Below are 21,243 nucleotides of genomic sequence, written 5' to 3'. Positions count from 1 at the left end.
CTCCGATGGCGAACTTCTCTTGACCAAAATCTTCGTATTCGAGTATTTGACCGGTGGCGGCATCGACCCCGAATTAGCGGGCGCGGGCAGCCTCGCGGACCTGAGCGCGCTGATCGTCGAGGGCCGCGTGATGCGCGATGCGCTCGTCGCGGACCTGCATGACATCGACGCCGTGGAGGTCTCGTTCGCGAGCTCGCGTTTCGAAAAAGTCGACGCGAACCACGCGCACTACGTCGCCGAACCGAACGAGCCGATGACGCGCTTCGTCGCGCGCGTCGCCCGCGAGCACGACTACGCGTGGATCGTCGCGCCGGAATGCGACGGCCTGCTGCTGCGTCTTTACGATGCCGTCGGCGCAGCGCGCTGGCTCGGCTGCGCGAAGGAGTCGATCCGCGTCACGTCGAGCAAGGGCGCGACGGCCGCGTGCCTCGCGGCGCGCGGCATCGCGGCGACGCCCGCATTGGAGCCGCACGGCGACGATGCGCCGCCGGGCGCGCGCTGGGTCGTCAAGCCCGACGACGGTGCGGGCGGCCTCGACACCTACGTCTACGACGACCTCGCCCACGCGTCCGCCGAATACGATGCGCGCGCGGCGGCGGGGCGCAATCCGGTGCTTCAGCGCTGGATCGAGGGCGAGCCGCTCAGCCTTTCGCTGATCTGCGGCCCGCGTGGACCCGAGCTCCTGAGCATCAACCGCCAGCGGATCGGCCTGCCCGACGAAGCGGCCGACGGGCATCATGAGCGCGTCGTCGAATTCAGCGGCGTGGATATCGACCGAATCGACCGGCGCAGCGTGCAGGGCCGCACGCTCGACGCACTCGCGCAACGCGTCGTCGCGGCGCTGCCGGGGCTGCGCGGCTTCGTCGGCATCGATCTCGTTTGGCATCCCGAGCGCGGACCGGTCGTGATCGAGGTCAATCCGCGGCTGACCGTGGCTTACGCCGGGCAGTCGGCGCGGCTGAAGCGCAACCTCGCGCGCGATTTGCTGGCCGCGCACGGCGTCGCGGGTTTCGAGAGCGAGGCGCAGCCGCGTTTTCGGGCGTTCGGAGGCTTGTCATGAGCGAAGCGCGGCTGGCGGCCGATGCACCGGTCTTCGGCTGGGACGTCGGCGGGGCGCACGTGAAGGTGTCGATGGCGAATCGCGCGGGCGTGCTCGCCGATGTCGCGCAATGGGCGTGTCCGCTGTGGCAGGGACTCTCGCATCTGGAGCGCGCGCTCGACGCCGTGTTCGAGCGCTGGCCGCGCGCGAGCGAGCCCGCCGCGCGCCACGCGGTCACGATGACGGGCGAAATGGTCGATCTCTTCGCCGATCGCGCCGAGGGCGTGCGCGTCCTCGCAAGCACGCTCGCGCAGCGGCTCGGTCCGCGCACGCTGTTCTACGCGGGCGCGTCGGGCTGGCTCGCGCGCTCGGCATGCGCGGACGGCTGGCGCAAGGTCGCCTCGGCGAACTGGCACGCGAGCGCCCGCTGGGTCGCAACGCGCGTGCGAGATGCGCTCTTCATCGACATCGGCAGCACCACGACGGACATCGTGCCGATCGTCGGCGGCGGCGTCGCGGCGCGCGGATCGAACGACGCCGAGCGGCTCGCGACCGGCGAACTCGTGTATCAGGGCGTGGTGCGCACGCCGCTCTGCGGGATCGCGCATCGCATCGCTTTTCGCGGCGAGACGACGGGCGTGATGAACGAATGGTTCGCGACGAGCGCGGACGTGTATCGTCTGACGGATGAGCTGTGGCCGCCGCACGACCAGCATCCGAGCGCCGACAACGGCCCGAAGACCAAGCCCGCGAGCCGCGCGCGCATCGCCCGGATGATCGGCCGCGATGCCGCCGATGCGACCGATGTCGAATGGCGCTCCTTCGCGGACGAGTGGCGCCGCGAGCAGTTGCGCACGATCGGCGCGAGCGTGGCGCTCGTGTGCGCGGCGCATCCGGCGCTCGCGACGGCGCCGATCGTCGGCGCGGGATGCGGCCGGTTTCTCGCGGCGGCGCTCGCGCGGCAGGACGCCCGCAGCTATGTCGATTTCGCGATGCTGGTGGGCGCGGACACCGACGCGGAGTTGGGCGAATGGGTCGCGACGTGCGCGCCGAGTGTCGCTGTGGGATTGCTCGCGGCATCGGCGACATCGGCGGAACGGCCCGGCGCAGGGGAAACGATGGCCGCATGAGCAAGCGGGCAAAAGCGGACACGGCAGTCAAACGAACGAGGACACGTCATGTGGGTGGTGAAGATCGGGGGCAGCCTGAGTCACGACCCGGCGCTGCGCGAGTGGCTGACGCAGCTTTGGGAAGTGGGCGGCGGACGGGTGGTGATCGTGCCGGGCGGCGGCGATTTCGCGGACGCGGTGCGGCAGTATCAGATCGAATGGCGTTTCGACGACCTCGCCGCCCACAACATGTGTCTGCTCGCGATGGCGCAATACGCGATCCTCATGCAGGGCGTGCTGCCTGAGCTCGTGCTCGCATCGAGCGAAGAACGGATCCGCGGCGCGTTGCGCGACGGTCAGGTCGCCGTGTGGGTGCCGACCGGCCTCATGCGCGTCACGCCCGATTCCACCACCAACTGGGACACCACCTCCGACAGCCTCGCCGCAATGCTCTCCACGACGCTCAACGCCGAGCGCCTGATGGTCGTGAAGTCATGTCCCGTCGATGCCGGCGCGCCGCTCGAAACGCTTGCGGCGAGCGGCGTGATCGACGCACGGTTCGTGAGTCATGTGAAGGACGCGAACTACGTCGTCGAGTTGTTCAGCAAGGACGATATTGGGCTGATGCGCGACCGCTTGCTGAACGTGCCGGTGGTTTGATTCAAGCTGCGTGGGTTGCGTGATGTAGCGCGTCGGCCCAAAGCGCCACGCGCTTCGGATCGAGCCGTCCCGCGCGCCCTTCGGCTTCATCGCAGAGCGCCGTGCGAAAGCCCGCGATATCCGGCGCCAGCGCGCGAATCTGCGCGAGCTGCGCCCAGCCCAGCGAACCCGCCACGCACGTCATTGATCCGCGCGCACCCGCCGCGCCGAGGCAGCGCGCGAGCGTCGGCGCATCGACGCAATCGAAGAGCGTGCGGCCGTCCTTGTTTGCCGTATCGAAGACGATGCCCGCGAAGCCCAGCCTTCCCGCGAGCGCGGCGAGTTCCGCGTCCGCGCCGTCATCCGACAGCAGTACCGGCACCACCGACGCCGGCAGGCTCGCGAGCAACGCGAGACAGCGCGCCGCGTCCGGCCCGGGATTCACGCCGACCTTAACGTAATCCACGCCCGCCTGGCTCACGTCGATCACGCGCGCGGCGATTTCGTCGAAGGCATTGGTCGGCAGGTCGCCGATCGTCGCGCTGATCGGCTTCACCGGATACTGCGCCCGCAACGCGCGTACGATGCGGCCGATTTCATCGAGTGCCACGCCGCCCAGCGCGCCCGCGCCCGGCTCCTTCAGGTCGATCAGCTCGGCGCCGGCATGCGCGGCGTCGAGCGCTTCAGCGGACGAGCGGACGCTCGCGAGCAGGGCGGTCATGGTGTCTCCGTTACGGCGGTTACTGCGGGTGGGAAGGGTCGCTGCGAAACTTTGCGATGGCTTCGTTGAGCCAGGTCCAGGCGATGCGCTCGACGTCGCCGGCGGTCTTGTCGATGGCGATCTGAAGGTACGCCATCTCGCTGTCCACTTTTTCGGGCGGCAGCATGAAAAGCCGGCTCACGAGAATCGCGCCTTCCACGACGGCAGATTGCGCGCGATTGAAGCCTGCAAACGGCGCATGCGTCTCGCGATGCACGCATTTCATATGAAGCACGGGACGCGCCTCGTCATCGAGCAATTCGTCGAGGCGCAGCTCAACGTGCGCAAGCGATCCTTCGAGCCGCACGCTTTCGACGCGGCTTGCGGGCAGCGTCGGCCATTCGCGCGACGCGCCGGTCACGCAGCCCGCGAAGACGCGGACGTCGGTCGTGAAGTTGACCACGGCGGCGCGGGTGGCGAGGATGTTGTCGAGCGTCGTCGAAGGACGAAAGGGCGCGAGGATGGCGATGTCGTCCTCGAAGCGGACGCCCATCGGTGCGATGTGGGGCCGGCCATCGCGCGCCGCGGTCGTGACGATCGTTTCGAAAATCATGGCGGGGAACGCTGGTCTTGGCGACTGGCTCTGAGCCGGCAGGTTGTACTACCAGAACAACGGTCCCGCACGGCAGCCGCTCATCGCGGCTCGTGCGGGATTAACGGGTGGCGATATACATCGTGATTTCAAAACCAAAACGCATATCGGTGAAGCTAGGGGTGGTCCATTGCATACACGTCCTCCTCGTTGGTGGTTCAACCGTGCCCTTGCGCTTCTTTCGACTTCTTTCGAAACGCGCCGGCATCGGTCAGTACGCAAGGCTCATGCCACGCTCTTGAGCACGTATAAGGAATGGAACGGCCGCACAGTTTCATGAATGAGTGTCGCGAAAACGCAGCAAAGTGTTCCACTGCATCCTAGGCAATTACCCGCGCTAAAAGGATCGTTTAAGTCTGCACAAGTAATTCGTGAATTCTCTTCGAGAGAGACGGCAACTACTCTGAGGTCTCAGCGCAGGCACTCACTGCCTGACGCAACCGCCGACCACTCTCGAGGAACCGCAATGAACGACTTCAGCAAAGCCGCCGTCGAAGCAGTGCGCAACCCGCAAGACCCGCGTTCGCGGTATGCGGCAGGCGTCATGAAGTATCGCGAGATGGGCTACTGGCAGCCCGACTACACGCCGAAGGACACCGATGTCATCGCGCTCTTTCGCATCACGCCGCAGCCCGGCGTCGAGCCGGAGGAAGCGGCTGCGGCGGTGGCGGGCGAATCGTCGACGGCGACGTGGACCGTGGTCTGGACCGACCGCCTGACCGCTTGCGACATGTACCGCGCGAAGGCGTATCGCGTGGAGCCGGTGCCTGCCTCCGCCACGGGCGAGCCGCAGTATTTCGCTTACATCGCGTATGAGCTCGATCTCTTCGAAGAGGGGTCGGTCGCGAACCTGACGGCATCGATCATCGGCAACGTGTTCGGGTTCAAGCCACTCAAGGCGTTGAGGCTCGAAGACATGCGCATACCGGTCGCGTATTTGAAGACGTTCCAGGGACCGCCGACAGGAATCATCGTCGAGCGCGAACGGCTCGATAAATACGGCCGGCCGCTGCTTGGCGCCACGGTCAAGCCGAAGCTCGGACTTTCGGGGAAGAACTACGGACGCGTCGTATATGAAGGCCTGAAGGGCGGCCTCGATTTCCTGAAGGACGACGAGAACATCAACTCGCAGGCGTTCATGCACTGGCGCGACCGCTTTCTCTTCGCGATGGAAGCCGTGGCCCGCGCGCAGGCCGAGACGGGCGAAGTGAAGGGCCACTACCTGAACGTGACGGCCGGCACGATGGAGGACATGTACGAGCGCGCCGAATTCGCCAAGGAGCTTGGCTCGTGCATCGTGATGATCGACCTCGTGGTGGGATGGACGGCGATCCAGTCGATGTCGAAGTGGGCGCGCCGCAACGACATGATCCTGCATCTGCATCGTGCGGGGCATGGGACTTATACGCGGCAGCGCAATCACGGCATCTCGTTTCGCGTGATTGCGAAGTGGCTGCGGATGGCCGGCGTCGATCATGCGCATGCGGGGACGGCAGTCGGCAAGCTCGAAGGCGATCCGCTCTCGGTACAGGGCTACTACAACGTGTGCCGCGATGCGCGCAATGACGTCGATTTGTCGCGAGGGCTTTTCTTCGATCAGCCTTGGGCCGGCCTGCGGAAGGTGATGCCGGTGGCATCGGGCGGCATTCATGCGGGGCAGATGCATCAGCTGCTCGATCTGTTTGGCGATGACTGCATCTTGCAGTTCGGTGGCGGGACGATTGGGCATCCGGGAGGCATTCAGGCTGGCGCGGTGGCGAATCGCGTGGCGCTCGAGGCTATGGTCAAGGCACGGAATGAAGGACGCGATATCGCTAATGAAGGGCCAGAGGTTCTTGAGGCCGCAGCGAGGTGGTGCACGCCGTTGAAGCAGGCGCTCGATACGTGGCGCGATGTCACTTTCAACTATGCGTCGACGGATACGCCGGACTTTGCGGTGACGCCGACGGCGGCTTAGAGCTAAACCCCTTCCAAAGGACCAAGATCATGCGCATAACCCAAGGCACTTTCTCCTTCCTCCCGGAACTGACTGACGAAGAAATCACGAAGCAGATCGACTATGCCCTTGCACAAGGCTGGGCCTGTTCCGTAGAGTTCACCGACGATCCGCATCCGCGGAACACGTATTGGGAAATGTGGGGCCTCCCCATGTTCGATCTCCACGATGCCGCCGGCGTGTTGCAGGAAGTCAACGCGTGCCGCACCACGTATCCCCAGCATTACATCAAGGTCAACGCATTCGATTCCGTGCGCACCTTCGAAACGATGCGCCTCTCGTTCATCGTCAATCGTCCCGATGCGGAACCCGGCTTCCGCCTCGAACGCCAGGACGGCCCAGGCCGCGTGCAGCGCTACGCGATCAAGAGCTATGCGAGTGACCGGCCTGCTGGCGAACGCTACACGGAGCGATGAACGATGTCCGCCGAAGCCATCCTCGACATGCCCGTCATCGAGTCAACCGATACGCCGAGCGTCGATCTCGTCGCGCTGTTCCGCGAGTCGGGCATCGGTGAAGTGCTTGCCGAACTCGACCGCGACCTCGTCGGCCTCGTGCCCGTGAAGACGCGCATCCGCGAAATCGCCGCGCATCTGCTCGTGGAGCGGGCACGCGAAACGATCGGCATTGCAAGCGGTGCGCCGACGCTGCACATGTGCTTCTCCGGCAACCCCGGCACCGGCAAGACGACCGTTGCGCTGCGCATGGCCGAAGTGCTGCACCGGCTTGGCTATATCCGGCGCAATCATCTGGTGTCGGTGACGCGCGACGATCTCGTCGGCCAGTACATCGGCCACACGGCGCCCAAGACGCGCGACGTGCTCAAGCGCGCGATGGGCGGCGTGCTCTTCATCGATGAAGCGTATTACCTGTATCGCCCGGAGAACGAGCGCGACTACGGGCAGGAAGCGATCGAGATTCTGCTGCAGACGATGGAGAACCAGCGCGGCGATCTCGTCGTGATCCTTGCAGGCTACGAGTCGCGCATGGACACGTTCTTCAAGAGCAATCCGGGCTTTCGTTCACGCATCGCGCATCACATCACGTTCCCCGATTACGATGCGGCCGAGCTGCTGCTGATCGCCGAACGCATGCTCGATTCGATGCATTATCGGCTCGATCACGCATCGCGCGATGCGTTCGAAGACTATCTCGCGCGCCGCATCGCGCAGCCGAACTTCGCGAACGCGCGCTCGGTGCGCAATGCGCTCGACCGCGCGCGGCTGCGTCAGGCGAACCGCCTCTTCGCCGATGCTTTGCAAGGCGGCGCGCCGACTGACAGCGCGGCGCTCTCGCTCATCGCCGCGAGCGACATCCTTGCGAGCCGCATCTTCGCTGATTCATCCGGCACGCCGCCACCCGATCCGATTCGATAGACCTCTCAGGAGAGTGCCATGCAGGACGGACGAACGACCCTTTCGAAATTCCTCATCGACACGCTCGACCGCAAGCCCGGGCCAGAATCCGCGAGCGGCTTGTCGGCGCTTCTCATCGACGTGGCCGCGTCGATCAAGACCATCTCCGCCGCGCTCACGAAGGGCGCGCTCGGCGGCAACTACGGGTCCGCCGAGACGCACAACACGCACGGCGAGGAGCAGAAGAAGCTCGACCTCGCGACCAACGAGATATTCCTGCAGCATTGCGAGTGGGACGGCCTGCTCGCGGGCATGGTGTCGGAGGAAATGGAGGGCGTCTACGCGATTCCCGACGCGTATCCGCGCGGTGAATATCTGCTTGCATTCGATCCGCTCGATGGATCGTCGAATATCGACATCAACGGCGTGGTCGGGTCGATCTTCTCCGTGCTGCGCGTGAATGGCACGTCGGGCGATGCGGCTTTCCTGCGCCCCGGCCGCGAGCAAGTGGCCGCGGGCTATGCGATATACGGCCCCTCGACGATGCTCGTGCTCTCCGTCGGCAACGGCACGCACGGCTTCACGCTGGAACGCGACGTCGGCAACTTCGTGCTGACGCATTCCGATATCCGCATCCCCGAGGATTCGTGCGAGTTCGCGATCAACGCATCGAACGAACGCTTCTGGGAGCCGCCGGTGCGCCGCTACGTGCAGGAATGCAAGGACGGCAAAAGCGGCTGCCGCCAGCGCGATTTCAACATGCGCTGGATTGCGTCGATGGTCGCGGAAGTGCATCGCATCCTGATGCGCGGCGGCGTATTCATGTATCCGCGCGACTTCAAGACGCCCGCGATGCAGGGACGTCTGCGCCTGCTCTACGAAGCGAGCCCGATGAGCTTTCTCGTCGAGCAGGCGGGCGGCATGTCGATCACCGGACGCGAACGCATCCTCGATGTAAAGCCGCACGCGCTGCATGAGCGCGTGCCGGTGATCCTCGGCTCGAAGAACGAAGTGGCGCGCATCGGGCGTTATCACGGGGAATACGATCGCGGCGAGGACAAGCCTTATACGTCGCCGCTTTTTAATGAGCGGTCGCTTTTTTTGCCTGATCCGGTGTGACGCTGCAAATAGCGCAGAACAAATTTGAACTAGCAACTTGGTTGCATGCGACCGGAGTAAGCGCTGAAGCGCTAACACCGGTCGACAAGGGAGAGCGCATGTCAGTCAAACATCCGATCATCGCCGTGACCGGCTCCAGCGGCGCCGGCACCACCACCGTCATGAAGAGCTTCACGCACATCTTCAGGCGCGAACGCATCAACGCGCAGGTCGTCGAAGGAGATGCATTTCATCGCTACGACCGCCTCGGCATGCGCGAGGCGATGAAACAAAGCGAGCGCGACGGCCTCGTCAACTTCAGCCACTTCGGCCCGGAAGCCAACCTGCTTGCGGAACTCGAACGGCTTTTCGCGAGCTACGGCGAAACCGGCACCGGCAAGCTGCGCCGCTACATCCACGACGACGTCGAAGCCGCGCACTACAAGCAGGACGCGGGCACGTTCACGCCATGGGAAGACATCGCAGAAGGCACCGACCTGATGTTCTACGAAGGCCTGCACGGCGCCGCCGTCACGGGCGACGTGGACATCGCGCGTCATGCGGACCTGCTCGTCGGCGTCGTGCCGATCATCAATCTCGAGTGGATTCAGAAGCTGCACCGGGACCAGACGATGCGCGGTTATTCGCACGAAGCAGTCGTCGATACGATCCTGCGTCGCATGCCGGACTACGTGAACTACATCTGTCCGCAGTTCTCGCGCACGCATGTGAACTTCCAGCGCGTGCCGACCGTGGATACGTCGAACCCGTTCACCGCGCGCGAAATTCCGCAGCCGGACGAGAGCTTCGTCGTGATCCGCTTTACGCGGCCGAAGGGCATCGACTTCCCGTATCTCCTCACCATGCTGCACGACTCGTTCATGTCGCGGCCGAACGTGATCGTCGTGCCAGGCGGAAAGATGGGACTCGCGATGCAGCTCATCTTCACGCCGATGATCCTGCAACTGCGCGACCGTTGCGCGCGGGCCTGAACCAATTTCTCAATCGTAGAAAGGAGGCATCCGATGAATGCCGTTGCTGAAACTCTGGAGAGGCCGGAGACGCGCGCTGACACGCGCTCGATGGCGAACGCGCTGCGCATGCTCGCCGTCGATGCGGTACAGCAGGCGAACTCCGGCCATCCCGGCATGCCGATGGGCATGGCCGAGATCGCCGTCGCGCTGTGGCGCCGGCATCTGAAGCACAACCCGTGCAATCCTGATTGGGCTGACCGCGACCGCTTCGTGTTGTCGAACGGACATGGATCGATGCTGCTGTATGGCCTGCTGCACTTGACCGGCTATGACTTGCCAGTCGATGAACTGGAGCGCTTCCGGCAGTTGCATAGCAAAACGCCGGGACATCCCGAAGTGGGCGTGACGCCTGGCGTCGAAACGACGACCGGGCCGCTCGGGCAAGGCTTCGCGAACGCGGTCGGGATGGCGCTTGCGGAAGCGCTCTTCGCGAGCGAGTTCAATCGGCCGGGGCACGATGTGGTCGATCATCGGACGTATGTGTTCGTCGGCGACGGATGTTTGATGGAGGGCATCTCGCACGAGGCGGCATCGCTCGCGGGCACGCTGCGCCTGAACAAACTGACCGTGCTCTACGACGACAATGGCATTTCGATCGACGGCCACGTCGCGAAGTGGTTCGCCGACGATACGCCCGCGCGCTTCGCCGCGTACGGCTGGAATGTGCTGCGCGACGTGGACGGCCACGATGTCGATGCCGTCGATCGCGCGTTGCAGAACGCACGCGATTCGCAACGTCCGACGCTCATCTGTTGCAAGACGGTGATCGGCAAGGGCGCGCCCTCGATGGCGGGCACGCACGACGTGCACGGCGCGCCGCTCGGCGGCAAGGAGGCGCAAGCGACGCGCGAGGCGCTGGACTGGCCGCACGCGCCGTTCGAGATCCCTGCGTCAATAAGACAGCTTTGGGACGCACGCGATGAAGGCGCATCCGCTGAAGCCGACTGGACGCAGCGGTTTGCGGCCTATCGCGAAGAGTATCCAGCGCAAGCCGCCGAGTTCGAACGCCGCGCGCGCGGCGCATTGCCCGCTAGCTGGCGCGAAGCCGCGCTCGCATTGGTGCGCGATGCCAACGGCGACGCGCAATCGATCGCCACGCGCAGGGCATCGCAGATCGCGATCGAAGGGCTTGCACGCGCGCTGCCCGAATTGCTCGGCGGATCAGCGGATTTGACGGGATCGAACCTCACGCGCTGGAAGGATGCAATCACCGTCTCGCCAGGCGAAAGTAGTTTGCAAGGCAACTATATTCACTTCGGCGTGCGCGAGTTCGGGATGAGCGCGGTGTTGAACGGCATCGCGCTGCATCGTGGCTATCTGCCGTTCGGAGGCACGTTCCTCACGTTCTCCGACTATTCGCGCAACGCGCTGCGCATGGCCGCGCTGATGAAAACGCGCACGGTGTTCGTTTTCACACACGATTCGATCGGCCTCGGCGAAGACGGTCCGACGCATCAATCGGTCGAACATGCGGCGTCATTGCGGCTGATTCCGGGCCTCGACGTATGGCGTCCGTGCGATACGGTCGAGACGGCGCAGGCTTGGGTGAGCGCTATCGATCGCGATCGTCCTTCGTGTCTGTTGCTGAGCCGCCAGAACCTGCCGTTCATCGCGCGCAGCGAACAACAGATCGATGCGATCGAACGCGGAGGCTACGTGCTGCGCGACTGGCCGGATGCGTCGGGTCCGAACGACAAATGCGTCGTGCTGATCGCGACGGGATCGGAAGTCGCGCTCGCGCTGGGTGCTATCGACGCGCTGCGGGAAGAAGGCATCCTGGCGCGCGTCGTCTCGATGCCATCGACCACCGTATTCGATCGCCAGTCACATGCGTGGCGTGAAAGGGTACTGCCGCCGGGCGTGCCGCGCGTCGCGGTGGAGGCGGGCGTGACCGGATTCTGGCGGCAGTACGTCGGCCTCGAAGGCGGCGTGGTCGGTATCGATACGTTCGGCGAATCGGCGCCCGCTGGCGCGCTGTTCGAGCATTTCGGGGTGACCGTCGGCGCGGTCGTCGATGAAGCCCGCCGCGTCGTTTCAACTTCAGGGAGCGTGTGATGGCCTTCATCGCCTTGCGTCAATTGCTGGACCACGCGGCCGAGCACAGTTACGGCGTGCCCGCGTTCAACGTCAACAACATGGAGCAGATCCAGGCGATCATGCAGGCGGCCGAGGCCACGAAAAGCCCGGTGATCCTGCAGGCGTCCGCGGGCGCGCGCAAGTACGCGGGCGAGCCGTACCTGCGGCATCTCGTGCTTGCCGCGCTGGAGGCGCATCCCGACTTGCCGGTCGTGCTGCATCAGGATCACGGCGCGAGCCCGTCGGTGTGCCAGCAGGCGATCCGTTCGGGCTTCACGTCGGTGATGATGGACGGCTCGCTCATGCCCGACCAGAAGACGCCAGCCGCCTACGACTACAACGTCGAGGTGAGCCGGCGCGTGGTGGAGGCGGCGCATGCGGTCGGGGTGTCGGTGGAGGGAGAACTCGGCTGTCTCGGCTCGCTCGAAACTGGCACGGCGGGCGACGAGGACGGCGTCGGCGCCGAGGGCAAGCTCACGCGCGAAGAGTTGCTGACCGACCCGGAGCAAGCGCACGCGTTCGTCGAAGCGACGGGCGTCGATGCCCTTGCGATCGCGATCGGCACGTCGCACGGCGCGTACAAGTTCAGCCGCCAGCCGACCGGCGACATTCTCGCGATCGACCGCATCGTCGCGATTCACGAGCGCATTCCGAATACGCATCTCGTGATGCATGGGTCGTCTTCGGTGCCGCAGGAGTGGCTCGCGATGATCCGCGAGTATGGCGGCGAGTTGTCGGAGACGTACGGCGTGCCGGTCGAAGAGATTCGGCGCGGCATCGCGAACGGCGTGCGCAAAGTGAACATCGACACCGACATCCGCCTCGCGATGACGGGCGCGATTCGGCGCGCGCTGGCGTCGGCGCGCTCGGAGTTCGATCCGCGTCACGCGCTGAAGGCGGCGACGTCGGCGGCGCGCGAGCTGTGCGTGGCGCGCTTCGAGGCGTTCGGCTGCGCGGGACAGGCCGAGCGCATCAAGCCGATGCCACTCGATGCAATGGCTCGGAAGTATCACTGATCCATCAACCGTTCTATTGTGAAGCCCGCGGATGAAATCCGCGGACATTCGGCGGACGCGCGGGTAAAAAGCGTGGCCTGGCCCGAAGCGACGATCGAAACGTATTCTTGGCGCGGAGTCGGGGGCTTATTGGTTCGACGCATGCATCTCCTATGAGCGCTGGCAGGCGAGGCCGGGATTGATTCTCCTCTCACTGGTGTGCTCCATTCTCTTCACGAGGACCTGTATCCCCTTGTCGATTCGTGTGTTGTTTCACCGATTTGACTGAGATTCGTCCTATTAGAGTCTTGGTTGTATCTGAGTAAAGTGCGCGCTGGTTTTGGCTGAATGCAGTTCATCGGCGGTGTCACTTACCCGCTGCGCTGCCATTTCACCAGAGGTCGATTGCAAACTCAGAGCAGGTAGCGGTGATGAACAAGATGTACAAGTCGTTGAGGAATGGCGCTTTGGGCGCATATGTGGCGGTGTCGGAACACGCGGCGACGCGCGGTAAGCGCAGCGGCCGAGTCGCGAGGGTAGTGCTGACTGCAGCGACGCTCGCTGGTGCTGCGACGAGCGCATCGGCGGCAGTCAGTCTGGACGGGGGTAACGCTTCTGGCGGAACGGCGATCGCAATTGGATCAGGTTCGAGTGCGGGCAGTGTGAATGATTCTGTCGCAATCGGATCCTCGGTTGTGAGCAACAACGCAGACGCCATCTCCATCGGTTCCCAGATCACCAACGATGCGGCGAGTTCCGTTGTGATCGGAAGCAATTTTGTGGTCCTCGACTCCAACTCGACGCAAAGCGTGTTGCTTGCGCCGAACGGGGGGACAGTTACGAACTCGGCAAACTCATTTACGTTCAGTCCGAACGGTGGCACCAGCACGTCGAACTCGAACGACTCGATCAACCTTGGCGGGACCGCAACCAACGCTTCGGGCGGTGTCGCGCTCGGATCGAAGGCGACCGTGAGTGCAGCGAACGCCGTCGCACTGGGCGCGGGGTCGGTCGCAGATACAACGAACTCGGTGTCGGTCGGCAGCGCATCCTTACAGCGGACCATCACGAATGTGAAGGCAGGTGTGATGGATACGGATGCTGCCACTGTTGGTCAGTTGCGGGCGTCGGGTCTTGTTGACGCAAGCGGCGAAGCGCTCGATGCACTGACTTATGACGCGGGTTCGAGCAGGGCCTCGGTTACGCTTGCGGGCATCGGCGGCACGCTCATCACGAATGTCAAGGCTGGCGAGTTGTCGGCCGATAGCACCGACGCCGTCAACGGTGCGCAGTTGTTCGCGCTGGCGGGAGACACAAGCAACGTCTACATCGAGAGCAATGGCAGCGGCGTGAAATACGCGCGTACCAACGACAATAACCTTGCGCCGGAAGACGCACATGCTCAGGGAGTGGGTTCCACGGCAGTCGGCTATAACGCAATCGCGTCGGCTTCCGATGCGCTCGCGTTGGGCCGGGGTGCGCAAGCCAGCTTTGCAGACAGTGTGGCGCTGGGGGCGGGTTCCCGGACCACTGTTGGAGCCCAGGCCAACTATGCTGCATATGGACTTGCAGCAACACAATCGTCGGCGGGTGAGGTGAACGTCGGCAATCGACAGATCACGGGCGTGGCCGCAGGTTCCGCCGATACCGACGCCGTCAACGTCGCGCAGTTGAAAGGCGTGGACGCGAAGATCGACGACGTCAGCGCAGTCGTTGCATCGGTCGCCAATAGCGCGGTCAAGTACGACGACGCATCGCAGAGCAAGGTCACGCTCGGCGGCGCGGACGGCTCCCATGGACCGGTGACGATTGCCAACGTCGCGAGCGGCACGGTCTCTGCGGACAGCAAGGAAGCGATCAACGGTTCGCAATTGTTCGAGCTTCAAAACTCGGTGACGAATACCATCGCGAGCGCCGCGCATTCTCCGTTTGTCGCGGCCGACGGCAATAGCGAGACCGAAGCCGCCAAGGCATCGGGCACGCATGCGACGGCGTTGGGCGCGAATGCGTCCGCCGCCGGCAACAACGGCACGGCACTCGGCGCGAACTCGGTGGCCGACGCCGCCAACGGCACCGCGCTCGGCGCGGGCGCGAAGGCGTCGAACGACAACGCTGTGGCGCTCGGTGCGAACTCGACGACCGATCGCGCGAACTCGGTATCGGTGGGTTCGGAAGGCAACGAGCGGCAGATCACGAACGTCGCCGCCGGCACGCAGCCCAACGATGCGGTCAACTTCTCGCAATTGCAGGGCAATGTCGCGAGCGGTGTCGCCAATGCGAACGCCTACACGGATTCGCGCGTCAACCAGGTGCGTCGCGACAGCTTCGCGGGCGTAGCGGCGGCGATGGCCATCGCGGGCTTGCCGGCGTCTTCGCTTCCGGGCCGCGGGATGGTGGCGGTCGCGGGCAGCAACTATCGCGGAGAGAGCGCGGTGGCGATGGGCGTTTCGGCGTTGTCGGAGAGCGGCAAGATCGCGGTCAAGATCACCGGCACGACCGACGGCCACGGGGAATACGGCGTGACGGCTGGTGCAGGCGTGCATTGGTAAGCATCCCGACGATGCGCGTGCAATAAAATCGCAGCCCCTTGCAGACGAGAGTCCGCAAGGGGTTTTTTCTTATCGGGCGTGAGGACGTTCACCCCTTCTTCTTAGTCGCCCCCGGCGCGTGCCACGCCATCAAGTCCTCTTCCACGCGATCCACTTCGCAGCCCCAGCCGAGCGGCTGATCCTGATTGAAGCGCTTGCCCAACTGCCACGCGATTTCCGCGCGCGCGAGCTGCACACCCATATAAAACGCATGCCCGCCGTCGCTCTCCAGCTTCAGCGCCGGATATAACGCAAACGGATCGCCGGCGGTCTGATGACCGTCGCGGTTATACACATGGATGCCATCAGCTGCGACCTGCACGCGAAAGTTCGGATCGCGCACGGCTTGTGCGAATTCGTCGATTTCCGCCGCGCTATAAGGAAACGGCCGCTTCGCATGCAGCGCCGACAGTTCGCCCGAGATGCCCTTCGGCAGCACCTGCGCCTCGCGCGCCGCATGCATCACGCGACGCGCGACGTCCGCCTCGCGCACAGCGCGCCGCGCGTGCAGGCTCACCGATGTCGTCAGCACGGCCGCGACGCGCAATTCCGCCGCCATGCCGAGCAGCACCGCGTTGATGCCGCTCGTGTCTGCTTCGGTCAGTTCGGTCACGTTGCCGATGCCCATCATGATCGCAGCATCGGGATAACGCTCGCGCAGCGACACGTAGCGCGCTATCGATGCCGCGAGCCCGAACGGAATCGGGTCGAGGATCGGATCGGCGAGGAAGGGACGGCCGCGCGCAGTCATCGCGTCGATGGCGGCGTCGAGCGACGCGTGATCGCCGGGTTCGCGCGCGACGAGAACCGGCGTCGACGCCACAACGTCTGCGACCCACAACGTATCGACGTTCAGGCTCATCAGGTAATCCGCGCCCGCGTGGCCGCCGCGCACGAGTTCGTCGGTGAGCATCGAATCGACGCTCACGCGATAGCCTTCGCGCTTCAATCGCCGCACCGCGTCTTCGAGATGCGGAAACGGTGTCTCCGGCAGGCAGCCGATATCGATCACGTCCGCGCCTTGCCGCGCATACTCGCGAGCGCGCGCCACGATGCCATCGAGATCGAGCCGCGGCGCATCGACGATCTCCGCGAAGATCGCGGTCTCGTAGCGCGATAAGTCGAAATGCCGCGCCTCGCGTCCGAAGAACTGCGGCAGGTCCTTCACCTCCTCGGGCCCGCGCTCGACACGCACGCCGTAGTGCTCGCAGAGCGCATCGAGATCGCCGCGGCATCGGCCGGGCACGATCACGCGGCTCGTTTCAGGCGGTAGCGGCAACGCGACGCGGCGTCGAATCATGTCGGCCGTCATCAAGCCCGCGACCTGCAATCCTATTTCGCGCACTTCCCAAGTAAAGGGCGTCGGCGCCATGCCTTCGAGCACCTGATGCAGGCTCTTCTCAGCGAGCCTGCCAGTCAGGAAGACGATGTGTTCCATGCGAGCCCGAGGTTCGACAGCCGTTGATCGAGCGCGGCCTTCAGATCGTCGAGCGAACGCGCGACCGTCGTGTTTTCGATGCGCGCGAGCCGCTCGACGTTCTCGAATTCGATCGCGCGCGGCCTCACTTCGACCCACTCGTGCGGACTCTGCGTGATGACGCTCGGTGCCGTATCGCATGCGAAAACGATGCCCGGCACGCACTGCTTGCCAGCTTGCGCGTAGAGATTGGTCGGCAGGGTATCGGAGATGCCGAGCGCGCACTTCGCGACGGTGTTGCTCGTCGCGGGCGCGATCACGACCGTGTGATAGTCGCCCTGATACAGCATGCCGACGGGTACGCTGCTCGCGCTGTTGTCGCGGAACACGCGAAAGTGCTCGCGCAGCTTCGGCACGGGCCAGCCGTAGAGCGGCAGCACTTCCTCCCCCGCCGACGACAGGAACAAGTCGACGCCCGGCAGCCGCAATGCGAGATCGATGGATTCCTCGATCATGTGACCGGAGCCGGTCACACACCACGCGAAACGCGCGTCGGGCTTGAACTCGTCGAGCCGGCGGGCGGGCGTGTGTTCCGTCATGCGTCGGATGCGGCGGCGGGTCCGTCGTGCGACAGACGGATATGCAGTCTGTGCATCTTCCGGTACAGGGTGTTACGGCTGATGCCGAGCACCTTCGCGACGTTGCTCACGTTCCAGCGATGCTCGTCGAGCAGCGACAGCACCGTCTCGCGTTCTCGCACCTGGATCGCGTTGAGGGCGGAAGTGTCGGCGTCGTCGGTGAGGTGCGCGACGGGCGCGGCGGGTGCGGCCGGCGGCGGCGCGAGGCGCGCGGCCGTCTGCGTGCTCGTGCCGTTCACCACTTCGGCGGGCAAGTGCGTGCAGCGGATCTCGGGACCGTCGCAGAGCGCGATCGCCATTTGCAGCACGTGCCGCAACTGGCGGATATTGCCCGGCCACGCGTAGCTCAAAAGCGCATGGCGCGCTTCGGCGCTGAGCGTGGGCGGATCGTCGGCTTCGCTTTCGAGGATGTGCGTGATGAGCGCGAGCGCATCGGCGCGTTCGCGCAGCGGCGGCAAATTGATCTCGATGCCGTTCAGCCGGTAATACAGGTCCTCGCGGAAGATGCCCGTCTGCACCAGTTCGATCAGGTTGCGGTGGCTCGCGCTGATCAGTTGAAAATCGACCTTGACCGTCGTCTCCGCGCCGAGCGGTGTGACCTCGTGCTCCTCCAGCACGCGCAAGAGGCGCGCTTGCAAGGCCATCGGCATATCGCCGATTTCGTCTAGAAACAGCGTGCCGCCATTCGACTGCACGATCTTGCCGCGCCGTCCTTCGCGCTGCGCGCCGGTGAACGCGCCCGCGCGATAGCCGAACAATTCGCTTTCGATCAGATTCTCCGGCAGCGACGCGCAATTCACCGCGACGAACGTGCCGCCGCTATTCGGGCTGATGCTGTGCAGCGCATTGGCGAACACTTCCTTGCCGGTGCCGGTCTGGCCCCGCAGGATGATCGGGATCTTGCGCTGGATCACGCGCGCCGCGAGCTGGATCTGCGACGCCATGCGCGGATCGCCGAATTCGAGGTGCGAGAGCTTGTCGAGGCGGCCGGCCGTTTCGCGCGGCGCGTCCTTGCGCGGTGCCTTCGCGCGTGCCGCGGGCGACAGCGGATCGTTGAGCAGGATGCGCGTCGAGCCAGTGCCGGCCTCGCGCGGCGTCTGCGCGGTCAGGAAGAAGCGGCTGTTCGCCTTCGCGCTGTACACCGTCACCGGATGGAACGAGCCGCGGATGCTGCGCGCGATCATGTCTTCGAGCTGCGCGTTGAACGCTTCGTCGATGCGCTTGCCGCACAGTTCGGCGGGCGAGCGGAAGTCGAGCTGGAAGAGGGCGCTGCGGCTCGCGGCGAGCACGACGCCGTCGTCGCTGACGGCGAGCTTGCCCGCGTGCAGCGTGCCGACGAACTCCGGCCGGCTGTGGAAGTGGATCATGTTCGCGTGCCGGTAGCGCGCATCGATCAGGCGGTTCTCGATCATCTGCCGCGACATGCCGACGAGCACCAGCGAATGCTGCTGCAGGAGTTTCGAGCGGCTAGTGACGTCGAGCACGCCGACGATCGTGCCGCGATCGTCGAAGATCGGCGCGGCCGAGCACGTGAGAGACGTGTAGCGCGGATAGAAGTGCTCGTGCTGGCACACGGCGATGCAGTCGCGTTCGATGAGGCACGTGCCCATGCCGTTGGTACCGGCTTCGCGTTCGCTCCAGAGGGCGCCGACGCGCAGCCCGTCGGCGGCGACGGCCTCGCCGAACGGCACCGACGACACCTGATGCACGATCACGCCGTCCGCATCGACCAGGACGACCGCGAGTTCCGGGTCCGCAAGCTGCTGGTAGAGCGTGGTCATTTCGAGCTTCGAGCACGCGATCAGGTCACTCGCGGCCTCGCGGCGATCAGCGAGCTCCTGCTGCGTGAGAACCGGCGGCATCACGAAGCGCGCGGGATCGAGCCTGAACTCGTTCAGGCAGCGAATCCACGACTGGGCAACGGAATCGTTCGCGGCGCGCGCCGCGAGCGGGTTGTTGACGATCTTCAGGACTTCTCGGACATGGGTATCGATGTCAGCGAGCGACGACATGGGGGCTTGTCTCCCTGGCGTCCGTTTGCGCTCCGCATGGGCGGTTTCGCGTTCGGCGCCAACTGTTGTGATTCCCCTGTGCGCTGCGTTGTCTCCGTACGCATGCGCGGCGTTGCGGTGCGGGCTTTCTATGTCGTCAGCAAAGCCGCTCTCCCGCCTGATTACTGCAAAACTCTACATCCGTTGACGTTCTTGTTCAATAAGTAGTCGCAGATGGGAAGGTTTTCTTGCCCGGTTTTTGCTTGGTCGCGGAGCCGTGCCGCATCGAATGCGCGATTTATAGGGAAGTTAGCGAGTTTATGCAAAATGGATAGACTCGTTAGCTTCGATCCAATTGGCTGGAGACTCGCATGCGCCCGGTTTTTGCTTGATGCCTCGTCTTAGCAAACAAGTAACCTCTCTCAAAGGCAGGTCACCCACATGGACCGTTTCGATGCGATTCGCCACTCCGGCTCTCCCGACGCTTTCAATGCCGCAGCGCAACAAGGCGCGCACGACATAACGCCGATGGACATCGTCTATATCGAAGGATTGACGGGCCGCACGGTGATCGGCATCGACAAGAGCGAGCTGCACGAGCCGCAGCCTGTACGCATGAGTCTCGCGATCGGCGTGCCGGCGATTCGCGCGTGCACCACCGACCGCATCGAGGACACCATCAATTACGCCGCCGTGCGCGAGGCGCTGCATGCGCTGCTCGCGTCGCACGGCGTGCAGTTGCTGGAAGCGCTCGCGGAAAAAATCGCGCAGTTGCTGATCGCGGATTTCGGCGCGCACTGGGTGCGGGTATCGCTCGCGAAACCCGCGAAATTCGATGACGTCGAATCGGTCGGCGTGTTGATCGAGCGGCGGCGCGCGCGCGGGATGGCGACGTACGCGTCGCTCGGCGAAGGCCTCATCCCCAACTGACCAGAGCGCTTATTTAGCCACGGTCCCCGGCCGGCCGATGCCGCAGGCGCGGTACGCGTCGGCCTGCAGCGCGCGGAACTTCTTCGTCTGCGCCTTCGCGCGATCGACGCGAAACTCCGCGCCGCCTTCGCCGCCGAGTGTCGCGTATTTGGAAAACGTCGATTGCTCGACGAAATCGTCATAGGGAAGCGACGCCGCGATGCGATCGATCGCGCACGAGCACTTGTAGACGTTGACGAAGTCGTGGCCGTTGTCGTCCATGCAGCCGAGTACGTACTCCACGCGTCCCTGCGTGGGGTAATCGTGGACCTGCGCCGCAGCGCCGGCAGCGAGCGCGAGCGGGGCAGCCGGCAGGAGGCAGGCGAGAACCAGCAGCGCGCGACATCGTGAAGTCATGCAGAAAGCCTCGAAAAAATTGAAGCGGACGCGCGGCCACGAAGGCCGCGCGATGCTTAAGGCGTAAGCCCTCAGTTCGGCGCAAACGGGTGCGCGGCCGTCGCCTTCTTCGCAACGACTTCCTTCGCGCTCGGCTCGCCCGCCACCGCGCGCTGCAGCGCCTCGCGTGTCGCCTTGTAGTTGAACTCCTGGATCTTCTTGTCGTCCTCGGCTTGCCAGTGGATGAAGACGCCCACGCAGATGAATAGATCGTCGGCTTCGTCGGCGGGGATCGTGCCGTCCTCGACGCAGTCCGCCACCGCGAGCGCCACTGCGTGCTGCGCCGGGCCGAACATCTGCACTGCCTGCTTGGCGCCCTTGATCGTCACCTTGTTGAAGAGGATCGTGTTCGGCTTCGTGAGCAGGTTCGGCGCGACGACGGCCAGAAGCGACGTGAAGCCGTCCTTGTTGTTCGTGAGCGCGTTGCAGAACGCAGTTTCGGCTGCGGAACCCCGCGGTCCGATGATCAAGTCGATGTGAGCGACCTCGTTGCCGTCGCCGATGAGCGACTCTCCTACCAGGACGCGATTGATCTTGGCCATGCTGTTCCT

General features: G+C 64.6%; 20 protein-coding genes and 1 pseudogene. 13 read left to right on the top strand and 8 right to left on the bottom strand.

Annotation, left to right across the window (positions count from 1 at the left end; translation table 11 throughout):
* The first annotated feature begins 19 nt into the window (after positions 1 to 19).
* Genes AWB67_RS01590 through AWB67_RS01580 form a run of 3 tightly spaced genes read left to right on the top strand, consistent with a single transcriptional unit; the run spans position 20 to position 2,808 of the window.
* On the top strand, positions 20 to 1,060 hold the full coding sequence (locus tag AWB67_RS01590; RefSeq protein ID WP_087654463.1) for an ATP-grasp domain-containing protein: 1,041 nt from the start codon (positions 20 to 22) through the stop codon (positions 1,058 to 1,060).
* Complete coding sequence (locus tag AWB67_RS01585; protein WP_087654462.1) at positions 1,057 to 2,169, top strand: hydantoinase/oxoprolinase family protein; 1,113 nt, start codon at positions 1,057 to 1,059, stop codon at positions 2,167 to 2,169. Before AWB67_RS01590 ends, AWB67_RS01585 begins: the two co-directional genes overlap by 4 nt.
* A 48-nt stretch (positions 2,170 to 2,217) precedes the next feature.
* Entirely contained in the window at positions 2,218 to 2,808 is a 591-nt protein-coding gene (locus AWB67_RS01580; RefSeq protein WP_087654461.1) for an amino acid kinase family protein, read from the top strand.
* A gap of 1 nt (position 2,809) precedes the next feature.
* On the opposite strand, the gene AWB67_RS01575 is transcribed toward AWB67_RS01580, so the two are convergent.
* From AWB67_RS01575 to pqqA, 3 genes are all read right to left on the bottom strand, one after another.
* Positions 2,810 to 3,508, bottom strand: a complete 699-nt coding sequence (locus tag AWB67_RS01575) for a (5-formylfuran-3-yl)methyl phosphate synthase (protein ID WP_087654460.1) — start codon at positions 3,506 to 3,508, stop codon at positions 2,810 to 2,812.
* Positions 3,509 to 3,527: 19 nt separating this feature from the next.
* Positions 3,528 to 4,100: a DUF447 domain-containing protein gene (locus AWB67_RS01570; RefSeq protein WP_087654459.1), complete on the bottom strand. Its 573-nt coding sequence runs from the start codon at positions 4,098 to 4,100 to the stop codon at positions 3,528 to 3,530.
* Between the two features lie 100 nt (positions 4,101 to 4,200).
* Positions 4,201 to 4,275: a pyrroloquinoline quinone precursor peptide PqqA gene (pqqA, locus tag AWB67_RS01565; protein ID WP_008354335.1), complete on the bottom strand. Its 75-nt coding sequence runs from the start codon at positions 4,273 to 4,275 to the stop codon at positions 4,201 to 4,203.
* Positions 4,276 to 4,605: 330 nt separating this feature from the next.
* Here pqqA and AWB67_RS01560 point away from each other — a divergent pair, with 330 nt between their 5' ends.
* The 9 genes and pseudogenes from AWB67_RS01560 (at position 4,606) to AWB67_RS01525 (ending at position 15,242) form a co-directional block, all read left to right on the top strand.
* Positions 4,606 to 6,096: a ribulose-bisphosphate carboxylase large subunit gene (locus AWB67_RS01560; protein ID WP_087654458.1), complete on the top strand. Its 1,491-nt coding sequence runs from the start codon at positions 4,606 to 4,608 to the stop codon at positions 6,094 to 6,096.
* Between the two features lie 29 nt (positions 6,097 to 6,125).
* Positions 6,126 to 6,551, top strand: a complete 426-nt coding sequence (locus tag AWB67_RS01555; RefSeq protein WP_087654457.1) for a ribulose bisphosphate carboxylase small subunit — start codon at positions 6,126 to 6,128, stop codon at positions 6,549 to 6,551.
* Between the two features lie 3 nt (positions 6,552 to 6,554).
* Complete coding sequence (cbbX, locus tag AWB67_RS01550; RefSeq protein ID WP_087654456.1) at positions 6,555 to 7,511, top strand: CbbX protein; 957 nt, start codon at positions 6,555 to 6,557, stop codon at positions 7,509 to 7,511.
* A gap of 18 nt (positions 7,512 to 7,529) precedes the next feature.
* Positions 7,530 to 8,609 (top strand): class 1 fructose-bisphosphatase, encoded by a 1,080-nt coding sequence (locus AWB67_RS01545; RefSeq protein ID WP_087654455.1) that lies wholly within the window; start codon positions 7,530 to 7,532, stop codon positions 8,607 to 8,609.
* A gap of 98 nt (positions 8,610 to 8,707) precedes the next feature.
* Positions 8,708 to 9,580 (top strand): phosphoribulokinase, encoded by an 873-nt coding sequence (locus tag AWB67_RS01540; RefSeq protein ID WP_087654454.1) that lies wholly within the window; start codon positions 8,708 to 8,710, stop codon positions 9,578 to 9,580.
* Between the two features lie 33 nt (positions 9,581 to 9,613).
* On the top strand, positions 9,614 to 11,677 hold the full coding sequence (tkt, locus tag AWB67_RS01535; RefSeq protein WP_087654453.1) for a transketolase: 2,064 nt from the start codon (positions 9,614 to 9,616) through the stop codon (positions 11,675 to 11,677).
* The gene (gene fba, locus AWB67_RS01530; protein WP_087654452.1) at positions 11,677 to 12,714 is read left to right on the top strand and encodes a class II fructose-bisphosphate aldolase; all 1,038 of its coding nucleotides are present in this window, start codon (positions 11,677 to 11,679) and stop codon (positions 12,712 to 12,714) included. The genes tkt and fba overlap by 1 nt, the downstream gene beginning before the upstream one ends.
* A gap of 410 nt (positions 12,715 to 13,124) precedes the next feature.
* Positions 13,125 to 13,673, top strand: a pseudogene (locus tag AWB67_RS43300) (ESPR-type extended signal peptide-containing protein); the annotation flags it as partial.
* Positions 13,674 to 13,781: 108 nt separating this feature from the next.
* A complete protein-coding gene (locus AWB67_RS01525) occupies positions 13,782 to 15,242 on the top strand; it encodes a YadA family autotransporter adhesin (RefSeq protein WP_235024998.1) in 1,461 nt (486 codons plus the stop codon).
* An 88-nt stretch (positions 15,243 to 15,330) separates the two neighbouring features.
* Here AWB67_RS01525 and AWB67_RS01520 read toward each other — a convergent pair whose 3' ends face one another.
* From AWB67_RS01520 to AWB67_RS01510, 3 genes are read right to left on the bottom strand one after another with little or no spacing between them, the layout of a single operon-like run.
* Positions 15,331 to 16,719 (bottom strand): DUF6513 domain-containing protein, encoded by a 1,389-nt coding sequence (locus tag AWB67_RS01520; RefSeq protein WP_087654450.1) that lies wholly within the window; start codon positions 16,717 to 16,719, stop codon positions 15,331 to 15,333.
* Positions 16,698 to 17,297, bottom strand: coding sequence for a flavoprotein (locus tag AWB67_RS01515; protein WP_087654449.1), 600 nt, complete (start codon positions 17,295 to 17,297; stop codon positions 16,698 to 16,700). Before AWB67_RS01515 ends, AWB67_RS01520 begins: the two co-directional genes overlap by 22 nt.
* Complete coding sequence (locus tag AWB67_RS01510) at positions 17,294 to 19,348, bottom strand: sigma-54-dependent Fis family transcriptional regulator (protein ID WP_087654448.1); 2,055 nt, start codon at positions 19,346 to 19,348, stop codon at positions 17,294 to 17,296. The genes AWB67_RS01515 and AWB67_RS01510 overlap by 4 nt, the downstream gene beginning before the upstream one ends.
* Before the next feature lie 420 nt (positions 19,349 to 19,768).
* On the opposite strand from AWB67_RS01510, the gene AWB67_RS01505 reads away from it, so the two are divergent.
* On the top strand, positions 19,769 to 20,257 hold the full coding sequence (locus tag AWB67_RS01505) for a dihydroneopterin aldolase (protein ID WP_087654447.1): 489 nt from the start codon (positions 19,769 to 19,771) through the stop codon (positions 20,255 to 20,257).
* A gap of 9 nt (positions 20,258 to 20,266) precedes the next feature.
* Here AWB67_RS01505 and AWB67_RS01500 read toward each other — a convergent pair whose 3' ends face one another.
* Together AWB67_RS01500 and fae are read right to left on the bottom strand one after the other, a co-directional pair.
* Positions 20,267 to 20,653, bottom strand: a complete 387-nt coding sequence (locus tag AWB67_RS01500) for a hypothetical protein (RefSeq protein WP_087654446.1) — start codon at positions 20,651 to 20,653, stop codon at positions 20,267 to 20,269.
* Positions 20,654 to 20,724: 71 nt separating this feature from the next.
* Positions 20,725 to 21,234, bottom strand: a complete 510-nt coding sequence (fae, locus tag AWB67_RS01495) for a formaldehyde-activating enzyme (RefSeq protein WP_087654445.1) — start codon at positions 21,232 to 21,234, stop codon at positions 20,725 to 20,727.
* Positions 21,235 to 21,243 lie beyond the last annotated feature (9 nt).

It is taken from the genome of Caballeronia terrestris (assembly GCF_001544515.1).
In the GTDB taxonomy this organism is placed as follows: Bacteria; Pseudomonadota; Gammaproteobacteria; order Burkholderiales; family Burkholderiaceae; genus Caballeronia; species Caballeronia terrestris.
The sequence above is the reverse complement of the archived record's forward strand: the minus strand, read 5'-3'. Positions and strand labels throughout refer to the sequence as shown.

Bases quoted from the DNA above. Each gene is read 5' to 3' on its own strand.
- AWB67_RS01540 (WP_087654454.1), top strand. From the start codon at position 8,708: ATGTCAGTCAAACATCCGATCATCGCCGTGACCGGCTCCAGCGGCGCC.
- AWB67_RS01505 (WP_087654447.1), top strand. From the start codon at position 19,769: ATGGACCGTTTCGATGCGATTCGCCACTCCGGCTCTCCCGACGCTTTC.
- tkt (WP_087654453.1), top strand. From the start codon at position 9,614: ATGAATGCCGTTGCTGAAACTCTGGAGAGGCCGGAGACGCGCGCTGAC.
- AWB67_RS01520 (WP_087654450.1), bottom strand. From the start codon at position 16,719: ATGGAACACATCGTCTTCCTGACTGGCAGGCTCGCTGAGAAGAGCCTG.
- AWB67_RS01570 (WP_087654459.1), bottom strand. From the start codon at position 4,100: ATGATTTTCGAAACGATCGTCACGACCGCGGCGCGCGATGGCCGGCCC.
- AWB67_RS01510 (WP_087654448.1), bottom strand. From the start codon at position 19,348: ATGTCGTCGCTCGCTGACATCGATACCCATGTCCGAGAAGTCCTGAAG.
- AWB67_RS01525 (WP_235024998.1), top strand. From the start codon at position 13,782: ATGGATACGGATGCTGCCACTGTTGGTCAGTTGCGGGCGTCGGGTCTT.
- AWB67_RS01515 (WP_087654449.1), bottom strand. From the start codon at position 17,297: ATGACGGAACACACGCCCGCCCGCCGGCTCGACGAGTTCAAGCCCGAC.
- AWB67_RS01545 (WP_087654455.1), top strand. From the start codon at position 7,530: ATGCAGGACGGACGAACGACCCTTTCGAAATTCCTCATCGACACGCTC.
- AWB67_RS01575 (WP_087654460.1), bottom strand. From the start codon at position 3,508: ATGACCGCCCTGCTCGCGAGCGTCCGCTCGTCCGCTGAAGCGCTCGAC.
- AWB67_RS01585 (WP_087654462.1), top strand. From the start codon at position 1,057: ATGAGCGAAGCGCGGCTGGCGGCCGATGCACCGGTCTTCGGCTGGGAC.
- fae (WP_087654445.1), bottom strand. From the start codon at position 21,234: ATGGCCAAGATCAATCGCGTCCTGGTAGGAGAGTCGCTCATCGGCGAC.
- AWB67_RS01500 (WP_087654446.1), bottom strand. From the start codon at position 20,653: ATGACTTCACGATGTCGCGCGCTGCTGGTTCTCGCCTGCCTCCTGCCG.
- cbbX (WP_087654456.1), top strand. From the start codon at position 6,555: ATGTCCGCCGAAGCCATCCTCGACATGCCCGTCATCGAGTCAACCGAT.
- AWB67_RS01555 (WP_087654457.1), top strand. From the start codon at position 6,126: ATGCGCATAACCCAAGGCACTTTCTCCTTCCTCCCGGAACTGACTGAC.
- AWB67_RS01580 (WP_087654461.1), top strand. From the start codon at position 2,218: ATGTGGGTGGTGAAGATCGGGGGCAGCCTGAGTCACGACCCGGCGCTG.
- AWB67_RS01560 (WP_087654458.1), top strand. From the start codon at position 4,606: ATGAACGACTTCAGCAAAGCCGCCGTCGAAGCAGTGCGCAACCCGCAA.
- fba (WP_087654452.1), top strand. From the start codon at position 11,677: ATGGCCTTCATCGCCTTGCGTCAATTGCTGGACCACGCGGCCGAGCAC.